21 protein-coding genes are annotated in these 19,405 nt (G+C 43.2%); 7 read left to right on the top strand and 14 right to left on the bottom strand.

The window, feature by feature from the left end:
• The first annotated feature begins 135 nt into the window (after nucleotides 1-135).
• Complete coding sequence (locus PPIS_RS07065) at nucleotides 136-618, top strand: YbaK/EbsC family protein (RefSeq protein WP_010373878.1); 483 nt, start codon at nucleotides 136-138, stop codon at nucleotides 616-618.
• A 332-nt stretch (nucleotides 619-950) separates the two neighbouring features.
• Nucleotides 951-1,715, top strand: a complete 765-nt coding sequence (locus tag PPIS_RS07060; RefSeq protein ID WP_010373880.1) for a class II glutamine amidotransferase — start codon at nucleotides 951-953, stop codon at nucleotides 1,713-1,715.
• Between the two features lie 64 nt (nucleotides 1,716-1,779).
• Here the strand turns inward: PPIS_RS07060 and PPIS_RS07055 are convergent, their stop codons facing one another.
• The 3 genes from PPIS_RS07055 to purM are packed head-to-tail and all read right to left on the bottom strand — an operon-like array spanning nucleotide 1,780 to nucleotide 4,191.
• Nucleotides 1,780-2,475 carry a DUF3108 domain-containing protein gene (locus tag PPIS_RS07055; RefSeq protein WP_019647394.1) on the bottom strand — a complete coding sequence of 232 codons (696 nt, stop codon included), beginning with the start codon at nucleotides 2,473-2,475 and terminating at the stop codon, nucleotides 1,780-1,782.
• 13 nt (nucleotides 2,476-2,488) lie between these two features.
• On the bottom strand, nucleotides 2,489-3,139 hold the full coding sequence (gene purN, locus PPIS_RS07050) for a phosphoribosylglycinamide formyltransferase (protein ID WP_010373884.1): 651 nt from the start codon (nucleotides 3,137-3,139) through the stop codon (nucleotides 2,489-2,491).
• A complete protein-coding gene (gene purM, locus PPIS_RS07045) occupies nucleotides 3,139-4,191 on the bottom strand; it encodes a phosphoribosylformylglycinamidine cyclo-ligase (RefSeq protein ID WP_010373886.1) in 1,053 nt (350 codons plus the stop codon). Before purM ends, purN begins: the two co-directional genes overlap by 1 nt.
• A gap of 386 nt (nucleotides 4,192-4,577) precedes the next feature.
• Between purM and PPIS_RS07040 the strand changes: the two genes are divergently transcribed.
• Both PPIS_RS07040 and PPIS_RS07035 read left to right on the top strand, forming a co-directional pair.
• Nucleotides 4,578-4,820, top strand: a complete 243-nt coding sequence (locus PPIS_RS07040) for an HP1242/YdcH family protein (RefSeq protein ID WP_010373888.1) — start codon at nucleotides 4,578-4,580, stop codon at nucleotides 4,818-4,820.
• A gap of 252 nt (nucleotides 4,821-5,072) precedes the next feature.
• Nucleotides 5,073-6,575: a putative bifunctional diguanylate cyclase/phosphodiesterase gene (locus tag PPIS_RS07035; RefSeq protein ID WP_248694163.1), complete on the top strand. Its 1,503-nt coding sequence runs from the start codon at nucleotides 5,073-5,075 to the stop codon at nucleotides 6,573-6,575.
• Between the two features lie 61 nt (nucleotides 6,576-6,636).
• Here the strand turns inward: PPIS_RS07035 and PPIS_RS07030 are convergent, their stop codons facing one another.
• Entirely contained in the window at nucleotides 6,637-7,608 is a 972-nt protein-coding gene (locus PPIS_RS07030) for a LysR substrate-binding domain-containing protein (RefSeq protein WP_010373891.1), read from the bottom strand.
• A 155-nt stretch (nucleotides 7,609-7,763) separates the two neighbouring features.
• On the opposite strand from PPIS_RS07030, the gene PPIS_RS07025 reads away from it, so the two are divergent.
• Both PPIS_RS07025 and PPIS_RS07020 read left to right on the top strand, forming a co-directional pair.
• Entirely contained in the window at nucleotides 7,764-8,744 is a 981-nt protein-coding gene (locus PPIS_RS07025) for a zinc-binding dehydrogenase (protein ID WP_248694162.1), read from the top strand.
• A 322-nt stretch (nucleotides 8,745-9,066) separates the two neighbouring features.
• Nucleotides 9,067-9,654 carry an MlaC/ttg2D family ABC transporter substrate-binding protein gene (locus PPIS_RS07020; RefSeq protein WP_010373895.1) on the top strand — a complete coding sequence of 196 codons (588 nt, stop codon included), beginning with the start codon at nucleotides 9,067-9,069 and terminating at the stop codon, nucleotides 9,652-9,654.
• 78 nt (nucleotides 9,655-9,732) lie between these two features.
• Here the strand turns inward: PPIS_RS07020 and PPIS_RS07015 are convergent, their stop codons facing one another.
• Both PPIS_RS07015 and PPIS_RS07010 read right to left on the bottom strand, forming a co-directional pair.
• Complete coding sequence (locus PPIS_RS07015) at nucleotides 9,733-10,713, bottom strand: 2-hydroxyacid dehydrogenase (RefSeq protein ID WP_010373897.1); 981 nt, start codon at nucleotides 10,711-10,713, stop codon at nucleotides 9,733-9,735.
• Entirely contained in the window at nucleotides 10,679-11,194 is a 516-nt protein-coding gene (locus PPIS_RS07010) for a glutathione peroxidase (RefSeq protein ID WP_010373899.1), read from the bottom strand. Before PPIS_RS07010 ends, PPIS_RS07015 begins: the two co-directional genes overlap by 35 nt.
• 128 nt (nucleotides 11,195-11,322) lie before the next feature.
• On the opposite strand from PPIS_RS07010, the gene PPIS_RS07005 reads away from it, so the two are divergent.
• Nucleotides 11,323-12,210: an NAD(P)-dependent oxidoreductase gene (locus PPIS_RS07005; RefSeq protein WP_010373900.1), complete on the top strand. Its 888-nt coding sequence runs from the start codon at nucleotides 11,323-11,325 to the stop codon at nucleotides 12,208-12,210.
• Here PPIS_RS07005 and PPIS_RS25695 read toward each other — a convergent pair.
• The 8 genes from PPIS_RS25695 to PPIS_RS06965 form a co-directional block, all read right to left on the bottom strand.
• Entirely contained in the window at nucleotides 12,132-12,374 is a 243-nt protein-coding gene (locus PPIS_RS25695) for a hypothetical protein (RefSeq protein ID WP_081629148.1), read from the bottom strand. The two genes, PPIS_RS07005 and PPIS_RS25695, sit on opposite strands and share 79 nt — an antisense overlap.
• Before the next feature lie 393 nt (nucleotides 12,375-12,767).
• Nucleotides 12,768-13,460 carry a M15 family metallopeptidase gene (locus PPIS_RS06995; protein ID WP_010373902.1) on the bottom strand — a complete coding sequence of 231 codons (693 nt, stop codon included), beginning with the start codon at nucleotides 13,458-13,460 and terminating at the stop codon, nucleotides 12,768-12,770.
• Nucleotides 13,453-14,580, bottom strand: coding sequence for a succinyl-diaminopimelate desuccinylase (gene dapE, locus PPIS_RS06990; protein WP_010373904.1), 1,128 nt, complete (start codon nucleotides 14,578-14,580; stop codon nucleotides 13,453-13,455). The genes PPIS_RS06995 and dapE overlap by 8 nt, the downstream gene beginning before the upstream one ends.
• On the bottom strand, nucleotides 14,580-14,927 hold the full coding sequence (locus PPIS_RS06985) for an ArsC family reductase (RefSeq protein ID WP_010373906.1): 348 nt from the start codon (nucleotides 14,925-14,927) through the stop codon (nucleotides 14,580-14,582). The genes dapE and PPIS_RS06985 overlap by 1 nt, the downstream gene beginning before the upstream one ends.
• The gene (locus PPIS_RS06980; protein ID WP_010373908.1) at nucleotides 14,924-15,436 is read right to left on the bottom strand and encodes a PTS glucose transporter subunit IIA; all 513 of its coding nucleotides are present in this window, start codon (nucleotides 15,434-15,436) and stop codon (nucleotides 14,924-14,926) included. The genes PPIS_RS06985 and PPIS_RS06980 overlap by 4 nt, the downstream gene beginning before the upstream one ends.
• Nucleotides 15,433-15,813 carry an ACT domain-containing protein gene (locus tag PPIS_RS06975; protein WP_010373910.1) on the bottom strand — a complete coding sequence of 127 codons (381 nt, stop codon included), beginning with the start codon at nucleotides 15,811-15,813 and terminating at the stop codon, nucleotides 15,433-15,435. Before PPIS_RS06975 ends, PPIS_RS06980 begins: the two co-directional genes overlap by 4 nt.
• Before the next feature lie 148 nt (nucleotides 15,814-15,961).
• Nucleotides 15,962-18,109: a phosphate acetyltransferase gene (gene pta, locus PPIS_RS06970; protein ID WP_010373911.1), complete on the bottom strand. Its 2,148-nt coding sequence runs from the start codon at nucleotides 18,107-18,109 to the stop codon at nucleotides 15,962-15,964.
• Nucleotides 18,110-18,111: 2 nt separating this feature from the next.
• Complete coding sequence (locus PPIS_RS06965; protein ID WP_010373913.1) at nucleotides 18,112-19,311, bottom strand: acetate kinase; 1,200 nt, start codon at nucleotides 19,309-19,311, stop codon at nucleotides 18,112-18,114.
• Nucleotides 19,312-19,405 lie beyond the last annotated feature (94 nt).

Below are 19,405 nucleotides of genomic sequence, written 5' to 3'. Positions count from 1 at the left end.
TCGGATATTTTTCAATGCTACCCCGAGATAGAGTTAACCTCATATCACAAATAGTATAAAACATACTGGATGTTTAAAATCAGCTCACTAGCTGTTAGATTGGTTTTAACTACCACAGCATGGAAGAGCAATTGAATGTCACAGTCGTTAAAACCCTCATCAATACGTGTTCAAGAGTTCCTAGCCAGTCATGGGCATCACTTCACAGTTACAGAGCTTGCAGACTCTACTCGTACCGCGAAAGATGCTGCAAATGCGATTGGTTGCACTGAGTCTCAAATCGCCAAGTCTCTGATATTTAAAGATAGCAATACAGAAAAGGCGGTCTTGATAATTGCTTCTGGTAGCAACCAAGTGTCCGTGGAAAAAGTAGAAGCTGCAATTAATGTAAAGCTCGAAAAAGCGAACGCAAACTTTGTGCGGGAAAAAACCGGGTTTGCCATTGGCGGTGTGCCTCCTGTGGCGCACACTGACTCTGTGTTGACGATAATAGATAGAGATTTAAAGCAATACGATCGTATTTGGGCTGCTGCTGGCACGCCCAACTCGGTTTTTGAGTTAAAAGCGCATGATCTAGATACGCTTACGGGTGGCACTTGGTTAGATATTGCGAAGTAACTCTCAGTTCGTAATCTACTTTATGTTTAAGTGATCCAACTAGGAATTTACTTGGGGTGGTCATTAAGGTTCTCAACCAATAAAGTGTTTTCTAGATGAGAAGAGCCCGATAGTCATTTAAAATAATCGTATTAATACCGCTCTCAAAGTAGTTGAATTTAAAAAAGTAAAGACACAGAGATACATGATAAACTTACCGCCAATAATTCAGTAGTATGACTATCTAAGATAATCGAGCTACTAGTCATAAGTGTGACCAAACGTGTGACCTTTTGATTTTTGTGATTTGTATTTTAATCATAACTTTATGATATTTAGGGTTTAAGTGATTTATGTGTGAGCTTTTGGGGATGTCGGCGAACGTACCGACGGATATTTGTTTTAGCTTTTCTGGTTTGTTGGAGCGCGGTGGCAATACGGGTCCTCATAAAGATGGCTGGGGTATCACCTTTTACGAGGGGAAAGGATGTAGAACCTTTAAAGATCCTGAACCTAGCTGTCAGTCTGAAATTGCTAAATTGGTCAAAGCATATCCGATTAAAAGCGTGTCCGTAATAAGTCATATTCGACAGGGAAATAGGGGACGAACTTGTCTTGAAAATACCCACCCATTCACTCGAGAATTATGGGGTCGGGAGATCACTTACGCTCACAATGGTCAGCTTTCGGACTATAAAGATTTAAAAACTGACTTCTATCGACCCGTTGGGAACACAGACAGTGAACTTGCCTTTTGTTGGATTTTGGACAAAGTAAGAGAAAAATACCCAAGTCGCCCGTCAAACATGGTCTCAGTTTTCAGGTATATCGCAAAGCTAGCGCACACATTGAGAGACAAAGGGGTATTCAACATGTTGATAACCGATGGCATTTATGTGTTGGCGTATTGCACCAATAACCTATATTGGATAACCCGTAGAGCCCCATTTGGTAAGGCTACCTTAATCGATGCGGATATGGTGGTAGATTTCCAAAAAGAAACCACACCAGATGATGTTGTCACTGTTATTGCAACTCGACCGCTGACCAACGATGAACAGTGGCAGAAGCTTGAGCCCGGTGAGTTTGCTTTATTCAAATTAGGTGAGAAGGTGTAGTTCTGAGTTTTTGTAAGTAAAGGCGGCTTAGTTGAGCCGCCGTGATGAATCAACGATGTTGCTATCAACTCTCTGATTTAGGTTGGTAGGTTTTAAGCTCAATCTGAAACTGCTCCATACCATCTTTACCTTTGTACATTTTAACCAGCATATGATCATAACTTGGTGCAAACCAAGCAATGGCCTGACGATCGCTATCATCATAAACGCGTTTAACTTTGATGGTTTTGACATTGCCAAAAGGTAGAGTGATCATTTCCTCGCCGGCCACCTCAAAATCATAGCTTCGCTGGTCGCCTTTTTTGTCTATGATAGGATAGCTAAACTTGGTCTTTCCCGCCTTTAAATCCTCTCGCAGCTGTACTTGATAACTAATTAAATCTTGCTGATTCTCAAGCCATTTCACTTTCAATGGATACTTTTCTTCACTGGAGGTAATTGCTTGGTTTTGGTGATCAAACTTAATTTTGTAGCTTTTATCTGGACCAGTCCCTTCACGGGTCATACTATAATGTAGTGGGCTGACGGTATGTTCAGCGACTTTAAACAATGATTCTTCAGTTCTTACGTCTGAAAAAATCATCCATTCGATATCGCTTTTGTAACGTACAGCGTATGTTGCGTCCGCTATTTTTGTAAGGTCTCGCGTGGCACTTCCATGAACCTTACCTTTGCGTGAAACTTGGTATTCGGCGTGATATTCAGTGAGTGAGTTTGCGAATGTCGAAGTGGAAAGTAGAGCGCTAATACCAATTAGCACAGCGCTCCATTTTTTATTTTTCTGGGTACGGCGCACCTTGAACTGGTAAGGTTTTGTTATCAAAAACAGCATAGTCTGCTTCCATTGTTAGTCTTTGTTCGCTGAACCATTTGACCACCAAAGGATAAAGAATGTGTTCTTGCTTATGCACACGTTGCGCCAGTGACTCTGCCGTATCATCTGGAAGAATAGTGACCTTGGCCTGACAGACCACAGGACCACCATCTAACTCCTCTGTGACAAAGTGAACGCTAGCACCATGTTCTACATCGTTTGCATCGATTGCTCTTTGGTGGGTGTTCAGCCCTTGATACTTAGGCAACAAAGAAGGATGAATGTTCAACATTTTTCCTCTAAATTTTTGCACCAAGTTTGGAGTTAGAATACGCATAAATCCAGCTAATACAACCAAATCTGGTGTAAAGCTATCAATTAGTTGACCAAGCGCAACGTCATACTCTTCACGAGAAGCGTATTGCTTATGGTCTAAAACAGATGTTGCTATACCAGCCTCTTGCGCTCTGGTTAGGCCGTATGCGTCCGCTTTATTACTAATAACGGCAGCAATTTCACCTTGAATATAGCCCGCTTTGCAAGCATCAATGATTGCTTGCAAATTTGAACCACTACCAGAAATCAGAACAACAAGGCGAGTGGGTGCCATTACTCGGCACCACCTAAGATCTCAACTTGCTCTTCACCAGCCTGAGCGTCTTGAATTTCACCGATGTGCCAAGCGTTTTCGCCTTGTGCTTTCAGGATTTCAAGGCTTTGATCAAGCTTGTCAGCAGGAACAACTAAGATCATGCCAACACCACAGTTGAATGTGCGATACATTTCGTGCGTTGCAATGTTACCGTTTTCTTGTAACCAGTTGAAGATTGCAGGCCATTGCCAGCTATCACCTTTGATTACCGCTTTTGCTGACTCAGGGAGCACGCGAGGGATGTTTTCCCAGAAGCCACCGCCAGTGATGTGAGAAAGCGCGTGAACATCAACTTCTTTTAATAACGCTAAGATTTGCTTTACGTAGATACGGGTTGGCTCTAGCAGGTGTTCGCCTAGAGTTTTGCCTTCGAACTCTGCGTTAGTATCTGCGCCAGATACTTCTAGTACTTTACGGATTAGAGAGTAGCCGTTTGAGTGTGGACCGCTTGAACCCAATGCAATTAGCTGATCGCCAGCCGCAACTTTAGTTCCATCAATGATTTTAGACTTTTCTACCACACCAGTACAAAAACCAGCCATATCGTAGTCATCGCCTTCGTACATGCCTGGCATTTCAGCCGTTTCACCACCGATAAGCGCACAACCAGATAGTTCACAGCCTTTACCAATACCAGATACTACGTCCGCTGCAACATCAACGTCTAACTTGCCTGTAGCATAGTAGTCCAAGAAAAATAGGGGTTCAGCGCCTTGGACAATAAGATCGTTAACACACATAGCAACTAGGTCAATACCTACTGTGTCGTGCTTTTTCAAATCGATAGCTAAGCGTAGCTTAGTACCAACACCGTCAGTGCCAGCAACCAAAACAGGCTCTTTATATCCGGTTGGGAGTTCGCATAGTGCACCAAAACCACCAATACCACCCATTACTTCTGGGCGACGAGTTTTTTTCACTACGCCTTTAATTCTTTCGACCAATGCGTTGCCCGCATCGATGTCAACGCCAGCGTCTTTATAACTAAGAGACTGTTTTTGTTCGCTCACAGGTTTTCCTCAAAAGTTGCTAGATAGATTTGCTTAGAAACGCCGACATTTTACAACAATTGCATCTAGGCGGCTAGCGACTTTGCGAGAAACCCTAAGAATGTGGTCAAAGGTCCTCGATTTTATATCTCGAACAGTATAAAGAAACGACAAAAACTCTGATTGTTTATAACTGAATGTGATTTGCGTTAGATCAATACTCAAGGAAGGTAGCAGCGTACTATGGAAACAGACCCAATCAGACAGTAACTTCAAAAAATGTATTCGAAATCACTGTCACTAACGGCGCATTGATTGGGTCTACCCTAAACTCAAATGCATTTTCAGCCTTAATCTGAGGTTTGTACCCAAACTCAGATTACCTAGCTAATTATGGGAATAAAACGATGAATATTGAACGCCACAGCCTAGCTAAAGAACTGCCAGAGTTTAAAGACAGAATTCACGAATTAAAACTGTCTGATGGACATTTCTCAAAACTCTTTAAAGATTACCATGAAGTAGACAATGAAGTTATTCGAATTGAAGACGGTGTAGAGCACTCAAGTGATGAGTATCTTGAATCACTGAAGAAAAAGAGACTGTGGTTAAAAGATCAACTTTACCGAATTCTAAAAAGTGCAGACTAACTGTTAATCAAGGCCAATCGGTTTATGTGAGCGGGCTGTCAAGTCCGCTACTATATTCCCTGCCAATTGTTGAATAATTTAGCCTGTCCCGAGCAAGGGCATATTTATAATCTATACTCTAACCATTGTATTCCATCCACGACGATTCCTTTGATTGCACTTATATTAGTATTAGCTGGCAGCTTTATCATGGGATTAGCTTTTTCTCCGGCCTTTAAAATATGTCGATTAACCTCGTCGGTCGGGTGGCGAGTGTTGTTAATTCTTATGGCTCTGTTTGAACTCGGATACTTGAGCTTTGCCTACTTCCTGTACGATCACAATAGCGCTAGTTTTATTGAGCAAGGCTTGAGTTTAATCCTGTTTCTTGGCTCCATTTTTGTTTTTGTGGTGAATTGTTTAAGTCTAACTAGCCTGCAAGAATTAAATGAAATTGCAACGCAGGCCAAATATAACGCTGAACATGATTTTTTAACGGATTTGGAGAATCGTCAGCGCTGCATTGATGCCATTAATGAACGTAAACATCAGCAGCTCGACTTTAGTGTTATCTTGGTTGATTTGAATAATTTTAAACAGATCAATGATGCAAAAGGGCACTTCTTTGGTGATAAATTGCTGGTGGAACTTGCCTACAAAATGCGCGCAGCACTGCTTCCTCGTAGCAAGTTATATCGCATGGGCGGCGATGAATTTATCATCCTGATGGACGTGACAGACGTAAATTGTATTTACTCTCAAAATAATGCACTGCTGAGCGAATTAAAGTCAGGTATAGAAATTGAAGAGTTGCAGTTGGACGTGACGTATAGTGCAGGAGCAAGCTTATGGACTAAATCGCGCCAACTTGATGTGTTTGACCTTTTGAAACAAGCTGATATTGCCATGTATTCGGCTAAACATAGCCGTCAAAGCATCGTCATCTTCGATGAAGAGCTCCATGAGGGAATTGAGGCTGAATTCCAACTGTTGGCTAACCTCAAAGTTGCGCTCGCCCGAGGTGAACTGACGCTCTATTATCAACCGATAGTGTGTTCTCAAAGCGGTGATATTCATGGAGTAGAAGCGCTATTAAGGTGGCCTCAGTCCGACGGCACAATGATAATGCCAGATCAGTTTATTGAGTTAGCGGAGCGCAATAATTTGATCAGGCAATTGAGTGCGTTTGTGATTAACCGTGTATTCCAAGACCTCGCAATATTGATTGAAATAGATGACAAGTTGGTTGTGCATATCAATCTTTCCTGCCAAGATTTTGCTGAACAGAATCTAATTAATACCCTTGCCATGCTACTGGATACTCATCGAGTAGACCCAACTCATATAGTATTTGAGCTTACAGAAAGCACCGTAATGGAAGAAGTGGAAAAAGCGAGAAGCTTAATTGAAACATTAATAGATATGGGATTTGCAGTGAGTATTGATGATTTTGGGACTGGTTTTTCTTCATTTTCAATACTAAAAGAATTACCAATTTCACAGATCAAAATAGACGGCTCGTTTGTAAGACTAAGTCATGCAAGTGAAAAAGATCAAGCCATAGTAGAAACCAGTATGTTTTTAGCGCGTAAATTGAACTGCAGTATTGTTGCTGAGGGTGTTGAAAGCGATGCCTGCTTGCAGTATTTGTATAGTCTAGACTGTCCTTATATTCAGGGCTTTCAGATATGTGAACCACTCTCGCTAAGCGAATGCGTAAAGTGGATTAATTCCCAGAATATGGTGAGAGGCGCGATGAAAAGGTTAGACGGTTGAGGTCAATAATCCTTTTCTGCTAAAAGCTTGATACCCAGATATACGAATAAATTGCTGTCGACTAGAAAGTTAACATGGGTTTAGGTGGGATAAAGCCGTACATTTGTTCAAACCCTGGGATCTCAGTTTCCCATATTGGGGTCTCTTCACCGATATATGCCCTGAATGCATCTAAAAAGAGCCTTGTTCTAACAGGCAAGTCGCGGTGGGGGTAGAGCGCATACATAGCAGCAAAATCGACCAGTTTTGTGTTAGTTAAAATCGGTTGTAATTTGTCTTCAGTAATTTCTTTACCGACTAGAAAGGCTGGTGCAACAATATAACAAGTACCAGATAGCACACTTTCCATCAATGTATCTCCGTCGTTGGTTCTGAAGATACTCTTTACAGGCATTTGCTGTTCGATGCCTTGCTCGTCTTGATAGGTGATACTGGTAAACCTTAATGCATCACTGGCGTAGGTTGCTGCAGGTAATTCGCTGAGTTCCTCAAGCGAATTTGGCGTGCTATGGGTTTTTAAGAACGTTGGACTTGCTAATATGAGTAATCGATTGCGTGCAATTCTGCGGGCGATAAGCGATGAATCTTTAGGCTCGCCGACACGAAAAGCTAAATCAAAACCTTCACCCACTAAGTCCACGAGCCTGTCTTCAAGCCTAAGCTCAACCTCAACATGAGGAAAACGTTTTTGAAAGTCATTGATAACAGGTTGTACATAGCGTCGACCTACCACTGTAGAGCTGGCAATTTTAAGCAAACCTTTAGGCTCGGTGTGATAATTCTGTGCGATGCGCTGAGTGTCGTTTAGTAGCAGCCTTAGCTCTTCTGCTTTTTTTACCATTTCGGAACCTGCAGAGGTGAGCGAGAAGGAACGAGTTGTACGATTCATTAATCTTACACCGAGTTCTTCTTCCAGCTTGGTCATCTGCTTAGAAATGACAGAGCGATCGATATTTCTCAGTTGTGCGGCACTGGCAAAGGAACCACGTTCCACAACGTCTAAAAAGATTAATAATCTGCTGCTAATATCCATAATGCGAGAAAGTTCACTAAGACTGATGCCATTGTGACACTAAACAATTGGAATTGCGAGGAGCATATTTACACTAATAAAGTTGTGGCAAAATGCTAACAATGGTTTAATGAATTTAGTCTCACTACTTTATTTTTAACATAACGCAAAGGCATATGATGAAAGCAGTCCGATTCAATCACACAAATGGACTTACCTTCGAGCAGGGAGAAATTAATTTACCTGAGGCAACCGATGATCAAGTCTTGGTCAAAGTTGAATACGTTGGTTTAAGCTTTATCGATACCAAAGTGGCCAATTGTCCCTATGAAGAAACACCGAATAGAGTGTTTGGTGTTGACGCTGTGGGTGTTGTGGAAAAAGCATGTAAAACGGGATTCCCAGAGCCTGGTACACGGGTTTTTTGGCATGGTGACATTCGAGAGCAAGGCACGATGAGTGAATTTGCCTTGGTGCCAAGTCACGCACTTACTGTACTACCAGAAAATGTTGATGGAAAGTTGGCTGCCGCTTCAATTGCACCGGCAATGTGTGCATTAATAGGGCTATTCAAGCTGCAATTAAATGCAGGGGATACGGTTTTAATCGAATCTGCTCATCATCCAGTTGGCCAAATGGCAATACAATTTGCCAAACAAGTTGGGCTTGGGGTGGCGGCATGTTCCGAGTCAAAATATAAAAAGCTGCTTGAAAAGCTAGGTGCGGATCTCGTGTATACCCAGTCTGATTTCGCTGGCTTAGCCGATGCCATGCAGCTTCATTTTGGTGCAGCAGAGGTGCAAGGCGCACTAGATTTAACAGGAACACATACCCAACAATTGATTTCGCATTTGATATTTTGTGGTCGAGTAAGTTGCTTAGCGGGATTACCTGCTATTGAGCAACACGTCTTAATGAAGAAAGCGCCAAACATAGGCATCGTTTCTTTGTGTGGTAGTTGGCTTTCCAATAGTGTTTGTGCGCAGCAGAGAATGGCATTCATCGGAAATACCCTGGCTGAAAAGCTTGAAAAAAATGAAATTACTTTGCAGCAACTTGAATCAATTTCACCGCAGCATGATGCGATAATTGAAACGCTGAAAAAGCTAGAAAGCAACGATAACATCACGTTTTTTGCGGCAGATATGAAACTGTAGTCCCCACTAGCAACAATAACTTATCCCCTTTATGCAATAATACTGGGCTTGGCTTCATTCGCTAGGCTCAGCGTCCAAATAAATTGATACAATTTCTGACATTTTTCATCGCTTGAACACCGTATACTTCCCTACAGGCCTCGCCATGAAGGGAATACGTCTTTTCTTTACGACTTCATAAAGAGTCATTGTCATCGCAAGGCAAAATTTTACATTGCGTTAATTGATGTCAGAGGGGCATCAATTTGGTGCGAATTGATATGTTTATTTGCACTCGTCAAATTGGATAGACTAGTGTCATCAGTTTAATAAGGATTAAACAATGAAAAAGTTACTTGTTATTTTCAGTTTTCTCATCTTCTCAGGTGTCGCGTTTGCGAATGACACACCTTATGAATTAATTAACCAAGTTGGCGATAAGCTATTTGCTGATATAAAAACGGTTAATCAAGATGGCAAGGCAACTGAAACTCAGATGAAGGGCATAGTACGTAGTCGCTTGATGCCACACATCGATGTGAAGTTTGTATCTTTTAAATTGCTTGGTAAACATATTAAAGGGCTAAAAAGAGACGAAGCCATCGAGTTTATTGGTGCGGTTGATAACTATCTTGTATCTACCTACGCTAATGCACTTTTACAGTACAAAGGCCAAGACGTATTGTTTGAAGAGTTACCGGTTTCTGATGGTGCTGATTTTGCGACGGTTAAGGTGGTAATAAGAGAGCAGTCAAAACCAGATATAGACATGCATTTTAAGTTTCGTCAAAGCAAAGATGGAGACTGGAAGGTATATGATATGGTTGCTGAAGGTATTTCTTTATTGAGTGCTAAGCAAAAAGAGATCACGATGAGAATTTCAGAAGTAGGTTTAGCTCAGGTTACGGCTGAATTGAAGAGTAAAGCATAAATCAAATTACTTCCCCCGACTTTGAAGTAACCAAAAGAGCACATCATGATTGATATGCTCTTTTTTTTGGTTCTGAAATCAGACTACTTGGTTTATCAACGGCTTTTCCAGTCTTGCTGCGGCGAGGTTTTCACAGGTTATTGTTGCAATTTGTTTTAGCGCTTCTTTGGTAAAGAAGCCTTGATGCCCTGTAACTAGTACATTGGGAAAGCTAACCAAACGCGAGAAAACATCGTCTTGAATTATCTCTTCACTGTGGTTTTTAAAAAATAGCTCTGACTCTTGCTCATACACGTCTAAACCGAGGTAACCGAGGCGTTTAGACTTGAGCGCGGCGATGCAGGCTTTGCTATCTAACAGGGCACCCCTACTGGTGTTAATAAGCATCACACCCGCTTTCATTTTGGCAAACGCAGCATCATCAATAATATGATGGGTATATTCATTAAGCGGACAGTGCAGGCTAATAATATCCGATTGTGCTAGTAAGATATCTAGAGAGACCAAAGTATAGGGACCTTCTCCAATGTTTGGGTCATAAACCAGCACATTGGCACCAAAGCCGTTCAAGATACTGACTAAGGCTTGGCCAATTTTGCCACAGCCGATGATACCAACCGTTTTATTATAAATATTAAAACCGAGTAAGCCGTTGAGATCAAAATTATCTTCCCGAACTCGATTGTAGGCCTTATGTGTCTTGCGGCTGAGCGTTAGCATCAACGCGATACAGTGTTCTGCAACCGCTTCTGGGCTGTAGGCTGGAACACGGACAACCTTTATGTCACGCTGTTTTGCCTGTTGAATATCAACGTTATTGAAACCTGCGCAGCGTAGGGCGATGGTTTTAACGCCATAGTCAGCCAGTTTATCAATCACTTGTGCATTTACAGTATCGTTTACAAATACACAAACCGCGTCATAGTGCTGGCACAGCGAAACCGTTTTTTCATTGAGTGACTCACTAATAAAACTTATTTCAAGTTCAGAATAGGAATTTACGGCTTGCTCAAAAAACGGCACTTCATAGTTTTGCGAACTGAATAGGGCGATTCTCATGATTAATGTGGCTCTCTATCACTGACTTAAGCGTTTCTGGTTTTGTTCTTGGGGCATATCTTGATACTAGCATGCCTTCAGAGTTTATTAGAAACTTGGTAAAATTCCATTTAATTGCGCGGTTTTGCGCGATACCACGGGTATGAGATTTTAAATAGCTAAATAATGGGTGTGCATCAGGTCCGTTGACTTGTGTTTTAGTACAGATCTTAAAGCTTAAATTGAAATGTGTATTGTAAAACTCTTTAAGCATTTCATCTTCAAGTGGTTCATTGCGACCGAACTGATTACAAGGAAAGGCCAATACCTCAAATCCAAAAGGTTTGTATTTGCTGTATAGCTTTTCAAGTGCAGACAGTTGCGGAGCAAAGCTACATTTGCTCGCAATGTTAACGATCAATAACGGTCTTCCCGCTAGAGACTGTAATGGCAAAACTTGGCCATCAATAAGTTGTGCACTAAAACGATAAATATTCTCCATCCTTTCAGGCTCCGTGTGATTTATTCATGTTATTCGGTATCAAAGCGGTTTTTTCATTTGCTATGACAGAGGTGCTCGGGTATAAAAACTCCATTCTTATTAAGATAACAACGAAATAGGACAGAAATATGTCAGTGAAAGTCGCATTTATAGGATTAGGTGTCATGGGGTATCCAATGGCTGGGCATTTGCAAAAAGCGGGTTACCAAGTCACGGTATACAATCGTACCACCAGCAAAGCCGAAAAATGGGCCGCTGAGTATGCTGGCAACTTTGCAGTGACACCTAAAGACGCAGCGACTGACTGTGATTTTGTATTTATGTGTGTTGGCAATGATGACGATTTACGCTCAGTCGTATATGGCGAAAGTGGTGTATTAGCGGGAGTAAAGCCGGGAGCTGTGATAGTTGACCATACTACAACATCTGCAAAAGTTGCCCGTGAAATAGCGCAAGAAGCTAAGAAATTACAAGTTGAATTCTTAGATGCCCCGGTATCAGGAGGTCAGGCTGGTGCAGAAAATGGCGTGTTGACGGTGATGGTTGGAGGAGACGAAAATACGTTTGAAAAAGCACAACCAATCATGGCCGCGTTTGCTCGCTTTAGCCAATTAATTGGAGAAGTGGGTGCGGGGCAGTTGTGTAAAATGGTCAATCAGATTTGTATCGCGGGTGTGGTACAGGGGCTCGCAGAAGGCTTGCACTTTGCTAAAAAAGCGGGTCTTGATGGTGAAAAAGTGATTGAAACGATTGCTAAGGGAGCTGCTGGCTCTTGGCAAATGGAAAATCGTTATAAAACCATGTTAGCAGGCGAATATGACTTTGGTTTTGCAGTCGATTGGATGAGAAAAGATTTAGGCATTGCACTAGACGAATCAAGAAGTAACGGCGCTAATTTGGCGCTTACAGCTTTAGTGGATCAATATTATGCGGATGTTCAAGCGCTTGGCGGCAACCGTTTTGATACCTCAAGTCTACTGGCTAGGCTTGACCCTATCCACGACAAAAACAAATAACCTTTCGTTTCTAGGGCCTGTTGACCTTTGCTGTTTGATTTTTGTTCTTCTGAGTGTGTTTTGGTCGCGACGCTCGACTTGCCGCCTAGTAATCTAGGCAAAAGTTGAGCAACAATGAACAAAGCGCACTCAGATGAACCCAAAGGGCAGCGCTTGATTAGCATTTCTTCTGTGTTGCCCCACAAGGATGTGGGGTAAGGTGACTTTGCAGGAGCACAAAGTCTTTATAGCCAGACTTACATAACCTGAGCTGCGGATAATTAATGCCTTTCTAGCAGCCAGTTTTAGCGCTAACTGCGTTGAATTCACTTCCAATAGCCAGCTATTGGTGCGTAAATTCGCCTTGTTTTCCCTAAAACTTGCTGGCTAGACAAGGAAAAAACTAAGTTGTGCTTTAGCAACAATGAGTTGGAACATTCCTTATCCAAACCTCAGGTTACATAGAATGACTATGCTACGCTGGCTCTGCCTTGTATAAATACCAATCAAACTGCTGCAAAAACAAACTTGAAAGATCAACAGACCCTAGTCTAAGTAACTTAAGCTCGGATCAGTCGTTATGGCTGCGCTACATTGGTGATAAATTGCTGATGTAGTGCGCTGAGATCCGCCAGTATTGCGTCTTTACCTTTGATATCGCTGCGTTTAAGCACGGCATCAATTGCGTCAACGGATTGCAGCGTGGCAAGCTTTGATGCCGTTAGCTGGTGGCTAATATGCCAAGGTTCTTCGGCAACTCCCCCTCGATAACGATCATAAGGCCGGTAGAAACCAAAAGTTGCTAAATGCGCGTCAAGCCACAGCGAAAATTCGTGCTGATGTCCATTTTGCTGGTATTCCCATGGTTCTAGTTGTAGTGATTGTCCTGTCGGTACGAGGTTTTTGGCGAACACATCTAAATCAGTGCCCAAATGGTGGCGACTTGCACCGGGTAGGGCGGAGAACAACATAATTGCTTTTACTTTGTCGATGTCTGAGAGATTACTCAGCTCTATCTCTTGGTTAGTGATATCAAAAACAGGACGGCGCATCGCAAACTTGCTATTCCAAATCGCTTTTTGCCTTTCAAATCCTCGATATGCGGACGCCATGTAGAACTCAAAACCGGCCTTTTTTGCAGCTTGTGAGAGGGCGTTGAGATCAGAAACGATTGCGCTATGCACATGGCGGCCCTGGTAAAAAGCAAGATGTGATTCGTTGACGCCACAAGCGCTACATTCAGCGCTTGTAAGCATATAGCGGCTAGGCAAGTAACTTCTCCAAGATCTTTTCATAGACTAAGGCTAATTGATCTAGGTCTTTGCAACTCACACATTCATCGACTTGATGGATTGTGGCATTAATTGGGCCAAGCTCAATCACCTTACATCCCGTTTGGGCAATAAATCGACCATCCGACGTGCCACCTGAAGTCTCCGGTGTGGTTTGCCTTCCCGTCACTTCTTTGATGGCTGCAATCGTCACATCGAGCAATGGACCTGGCTCTGTTAAAAACGGTAGGCCATTCAGTATCCAATTAAGTTCATAATCAAGTTGATGCTTGTCTAGAATAGTAATAACACGTTGTTTGAGCTCATCGGCTGTAACTTCGGTGCTAAAGCGAAAGTTAAACTGTACTTGCAAAGAGCCCGGTATCACATTGCCAGCCCCTGTTCCGCCATTGATATTGGAAACTTGAAAGCTTGTTGCGGGGAAAAATGCATTCCCTTGATCCCACTCGGTCTGACTGAGTTCAGCAATCGCCGCCGCAGATAAGTGGATGGGGTTTTTAGCGAGATGAGGGTAGGCTACGTGACCTTGTTTTCCAATCACTTTTAGGTGTCCGGTAAGTGAACCGCGACGACCATTTTTTACGACGTCACCAAGTTCATGACGTGATGAAGGTTCACCGACTAAGCACATATCAATTTTTTCGTTTCGGGCTTCTAATAAATCTACAACTCGAGTTGTGCCGTTCACGAAAGGGCCTTCCTCATCAGAGGTTATCAAAAAAGACAATGACCCTTTGTGGTTGGGGTGTTTTTCGATAAATCTTTCCGTTGCTACGACCATAGCTGCAAGTGAGCCTTTCATGTCAGCAGCTCCACGGCCATGTAACATGTCATTTTCAATCACAGCAGCAAATGGCGGGTGTTGCCATTGACTCTCGTCGCCAACCGGTACTACATCTGTGTGTCCAGCAAAGCAAAAATGTGGTCCACTGTCGCCTTTTCGTGCCCACGTATTGAGCGTATCAACAAAGAAGTGTTCTTCGATGGTAAAGCCAAGCTTTGCCAAACGTTCATTCATTAATTGTTGGCAGCCAGCATCATCAGGTGTAACAGAAGCCCTTTGGATCAGAGCTTGAGCGAGCTTAACTACTTCGCTCATTAGGCAAAAATCTCATCATACTGTGCAGCTTTAAAACCCAAGTGATATTGACCTTGGTACTGCAAAATAGGGCGTTTTATCATGGCTGGTGCTGCCAAAAGGTGTTGCTTCGCTGACTGCGCGTCGAGATTTTGTTTTTGTTCTTCGCTAAGGGCTCGATAAGTGGTTCCGCGTTTGTTTAACACGTTTTCCCAGCCAAGTTGGTCAATAAAAGCAGTGAGTAGAGCTTCGTCTAATCCATCTTTACGATAGTCATGAAAAGTAAATTCGATATTGTTGTCTTGTAGATATTTTTTGGCTTTTTTAATGGTATCGCAGTTGCTGATCCCATACATGGTGGTTGTCATAAAGCACACGCCCTTGCAATTGTGATTATCGGCTCTTTGGCCGCAGATACTTGTTTTAAAGGATAATAACACGCACCAAGCTTTTGTGCATTGAGTAGCACAATGGCTGCCATGGTTTTTGCTTCACTGAGTGGAATATCAAAAAAGCATAGCGGCTCTCCAAGCTTTATCGTGGTTTTGCCAAAGCTGTTTGCTTTGAGATATTCGGGTTTGGCAAACTCATTGCCGACCTCTAAGCTCAGTAACATTTTTAAGCCGTTATTGGCGTGTAGAATGTATTCGCAGTTATTTTTTCTGATCTGGATTAGTTTTCCGTTACAAGGAGATAGCAACAAAGGCACGCGCATTTGTACGCAAACGCCTATTCCTAACATACCAGACGCAATCGCCGCGTTTGGATGCGTACTTAGCGGTAAGACTTTGCCGGAAAAAGGACTTGGAATGTGCGCAATCGGGTTTGCGATTTGGGATATTGGCCGATATTGGATTGGTGGTGAGAGTTCAATCAAAGTAATAAATATCCATCTTTTTTAAGTGCTTGCATCGCTTGCTGGATTTGGCTTTCTTTTACCAGAATGTAATCGGTATCGTATGTTGATAAGGTAAAAATAGAGACGTTGGACTTTGCTAATACACCAGAAATATTAGCCATAATCCCCGTTAATGAAAACCCTAGCGGACCAACGACTTCCAATGCTCTCCAATGACTTTCAGCCGCGAGGCTACTGACTGCGATATCTGACGCGCAAACGATAGAGAGTTCATCTTCTGTTTTGGCAATAAAAAAGATTTTACTGTTTAACACAGCTTGCGGGACAGCGTCATCGCAATCCAAGCTATGTATCGTAAATTCTTGTTTGAGCAATTGCAGCGTTTGCTTTGACATTACCAACCCTTGTTTTTTGAAAAATACCAATTGGTATAATTCATAGTATAGCGAAGTCAATTTAAAGACCAGAGGGTTCGCCCGAATTCTAGAGGATTAGTGATGTGATAAAGAAAAGGGCTCATGTATTGAACCCTTGGGATAAAGATTATTCTTCGATTTGTGTTGCCTGAATAGCTGTCAAGGCAATGGTGTACACGATGTCATCAACCAAAGCCCCGCGGCTTAGGTCGTTAACCGGCTTACGCATACCTTGTAACATAGGTCCGATGCTGACAAGTTCAGCACTTCGCTGCACCGCCTTGTATGTGGTGTTACCTGTATTTAAATCTGGGAAGACAAATACCGTTGCCTTACCAGCGACTTTGCTGTTTGGCGCTTTTTTACGTGCGACATTTTCCATAATGGCAGCATCGTATTGCAGCGGCCCGTCAATATCGAGATCAGGGCGTTTCTTTTGTGCGATCTCGGTAGCTTCACGGACTTTTTCTACATCTGCACCTTGTCCTGATGTTCCTGTGCTGTAACTGATCATGGCAACGCGAGGCTCAATGCCGAATGCTGCAGCGGAATCTGCAGATTGAATTGCAATATCTGCTAACTGCTCTGCCGTTGGATCTGGGTTAATTGCGCAGTCGCCGTATACTAACACTTGGTCCGGTAGCAACATGAGAAATACTGAGCTTACCAACGACGCGCCTGGTGCCGTTTTGATTAACTGCAGTGGTGGGCGAATAGTATTGGCGGTGGTATTTACCGCACCAGATACTAAGCCATCAACTTGGCCTTCGGCTAACATCATGGTGCCGAGCACGACGTTATCTTGCAGTTGCTCTGCCGCAACAACCTCGGTTAGGCCTTTGTTTTTACGTAGCTCAACCATAGGCGCAATGTACTTTTGCAGCTCTTCTTCAGGAGATAAGATAGTCACGTTTTCATTCAGCTCAACACCTTGTTGCTGGGCGATACGCTCAATTTCTTCTCTGTCTCCAAGCAGTACGGTTTTAGCGATATTTCGCGCACCACAGATAGCAGCCGCCTTAATCGTTCTCGGCTCATTACCTTCAGGCAGCACAATAGTTTTGCTTGCTCGTCTAGCTAAATCAGTCAGTAGGTAACGAAACGCAGGAGGCGAGAGTTTGCGGGTTTTCGCGACCCCTTTGGCCAAACTTTCCAGCCATTCGCTATCGATGTGACGGGCGTTATGCTGCTTTACGCGCTCGATGCGCTGCTCGTCATCGCTTGGCACTTCCATATTGAAATTGTGTAATAGCAAAGAAGTGCGCCAAGTATCGGCCTCAGTAGCAAGGATAGGCAGACCGGTATCCATCGCTTGCTCACATAAGGTCATGATCTTCTCTTCTGGTTTGAATCCACCAGTTAACAAGATGGCGCCAATCTTGGTGCCATTCATGGCCGACAAACATGCAGCGACTAAGATATCCGACCGATCGCCAGGAGTAACCAACAGGGCGCCTGGTGTGAAGTGGTTAAGAATGTTCGATACTGTTCTTGCACAGAAGGTAACACGGCGCAGACGACGGTGCTCCATGTCACCCGCATTGATGATTTCGGCTTTTAAATAATTACTTAAGTCGATAACTCGCGGCGCTACTAAGTCAAAGTCCCATGGAATGGCACCTAAAAGTTGAAATGGGTGCTTTCTGAAAATAGGCAGCGATGCCAAACGATTCATTTCATTTTCAAGCTCTTCTGGTTTGTATTGATCAACCAGATCGGCGCGCGCTCTGCCATCTTCATCCAGCGGTGCATTCACTTTATTGAAAATACAACCCAATACGCGAGGGTGGTTTACACCGCCATAATTGCCAGCAGCAATCTCTAAGCGGTCTTCAAGCTCGTCGATAGAGTCATTACCCGGCGTTAAGACAAACACGATATCTGCACCTAATGTTTGCGCAATTTCGCGGTTTACACGGCCAGCGTAAGGTTGACGACGGGTAGGAACCATTCCTTCAATTATGGCAACTTCATCATCTTGTACTGTGTCTTCAAAGCGCTCCACAATTTCTTCTAACAGGTCATCGCCTTTACCATCACCTATCATTTGCTCAGCGTAGCTCAGCTCAAACGGCGTGGGTGGGGCAATGGTAGAACCTTGCTGAACGATGAGTGTTGACTTCTCGGGGCCGACTTCATCTTTACGAGGTTGTGCGATTGGCTTAAAGAAGTTTACTTTTACTGCTTTTTGTTCCAGTGCTCGGACTATTCCTACAGACACCGACGTCAACCCAACGCCCGTTGAAATAGGAATAAGCATAATACGACGACCCATCATTACACTCCTTTAGCAAGCGTGGCTGCATCGTTGGCAATCACCCATTCTTCGTTGGTTGGGATGACCATAGCGACAGGGGAGTGAGACTCATCAGTGATCACCCCTTGGTTACCGAAGCGTGCGTTGAGGTTACGCTCTTTATTGATGTGCATGCCAAGGAAGTTAAGTTGGTTCACTACTTTTTCACGGATAACGTCAGAGTTTTCGCCAATTCCGCCAGTGAATACAAGTGCATCTAAACCGTTTAGTGGTACCAAGAAGCTAGCAATTTGTTTGGTTAAACGATAACAGAAAATATCAAGCGCCAGTGTTGCTTGAGGGTGGTTTTCCTGCGCAGCTTCTTCGATAGTTCGGCAATCGTTAGAAAGCTCACTAATACCTAAAAGGCCACTTTGTTTATTCAACAAAGTGTCAATTTGCTGTGTTGAATAGTTAAGGTGATTAACTAAAAACGAGAACAAGCCCGGATCAATATCACCACTTCGGGTGCCCATCACTAGCCCCTCTAATGGTGTTAAGCCCATGCTGGTGTCCACCGATTTACCGTCTTTAATCGCGGTAACGGAACAACCATTGCCTAAGTGTGCGGTAATAATACGAGATGGCTTATCTTCTAAGCCTAAAATCTCGATGGCTTGCGCCGATACATAAGCATGGCTGGTGCCGTGGAAACCGTAACGTCTAACACCATGTTCACGATATAGTGAATAAGGTAGGGCATAAAGGTAAGCTGTTTGATCCATACTTTGATGGAAAGCCGTATCAAAGACAGCAATTTGCGGTAGATGCGCGAATGCGGCTTGGGCTGCGCGGATCCCAAGTAGGTTAGCTGGATTATGTAAAGGCGCCAGACTAGCCGTTTCTTGGATAGCATTTATAACGGAGTCATCGATAATGACAGATTGTGTAAAGCGCTCACCGCCGTGTACCACGCGGTGGCCGACAGCAACAAGATTTGCGTCTAACGCGAGATCTTTGATAAGTTTTACAAGCGTTGTGATCGCAACTTGGTGCGCATCACCACTATTTAGGGGCACGATTTCCTTGTTGCCTTGGAACTTATATTTAATTTGTGGTGATTGTTCAGCTAGGCGTTCAGCCAGACCTGATAATATCTCCTCTCCCGTTGCGTTATCGATGATTGCAAACTTAAGACTGGAGCTTCCACAATTAAGAACCAAAACATGCTGAGATGACATAATGACTTTCCGTTTTGACAATAACAGTTATTGCGTATTAAGCTTAAAGCTATAGCGCATATAAGCTACGCATTTAGACTAAGGTATAGTTGAC

Origin of the sequence: Pseudoalteromonas piscicida (genome assembly GCF_000238315.3) — a bacterium.
GTDB classification, from domain to species: Bacteria; Pseudomonadota; Gammaproteobacteria; order Enterobacterales; family Alteromonadaceae; genus Pseudoalteromonas; species Pseudoalteromonas piscicida.
This window is presented reverse-complemented; position numbering and strand designations above follow the sequence as displayed.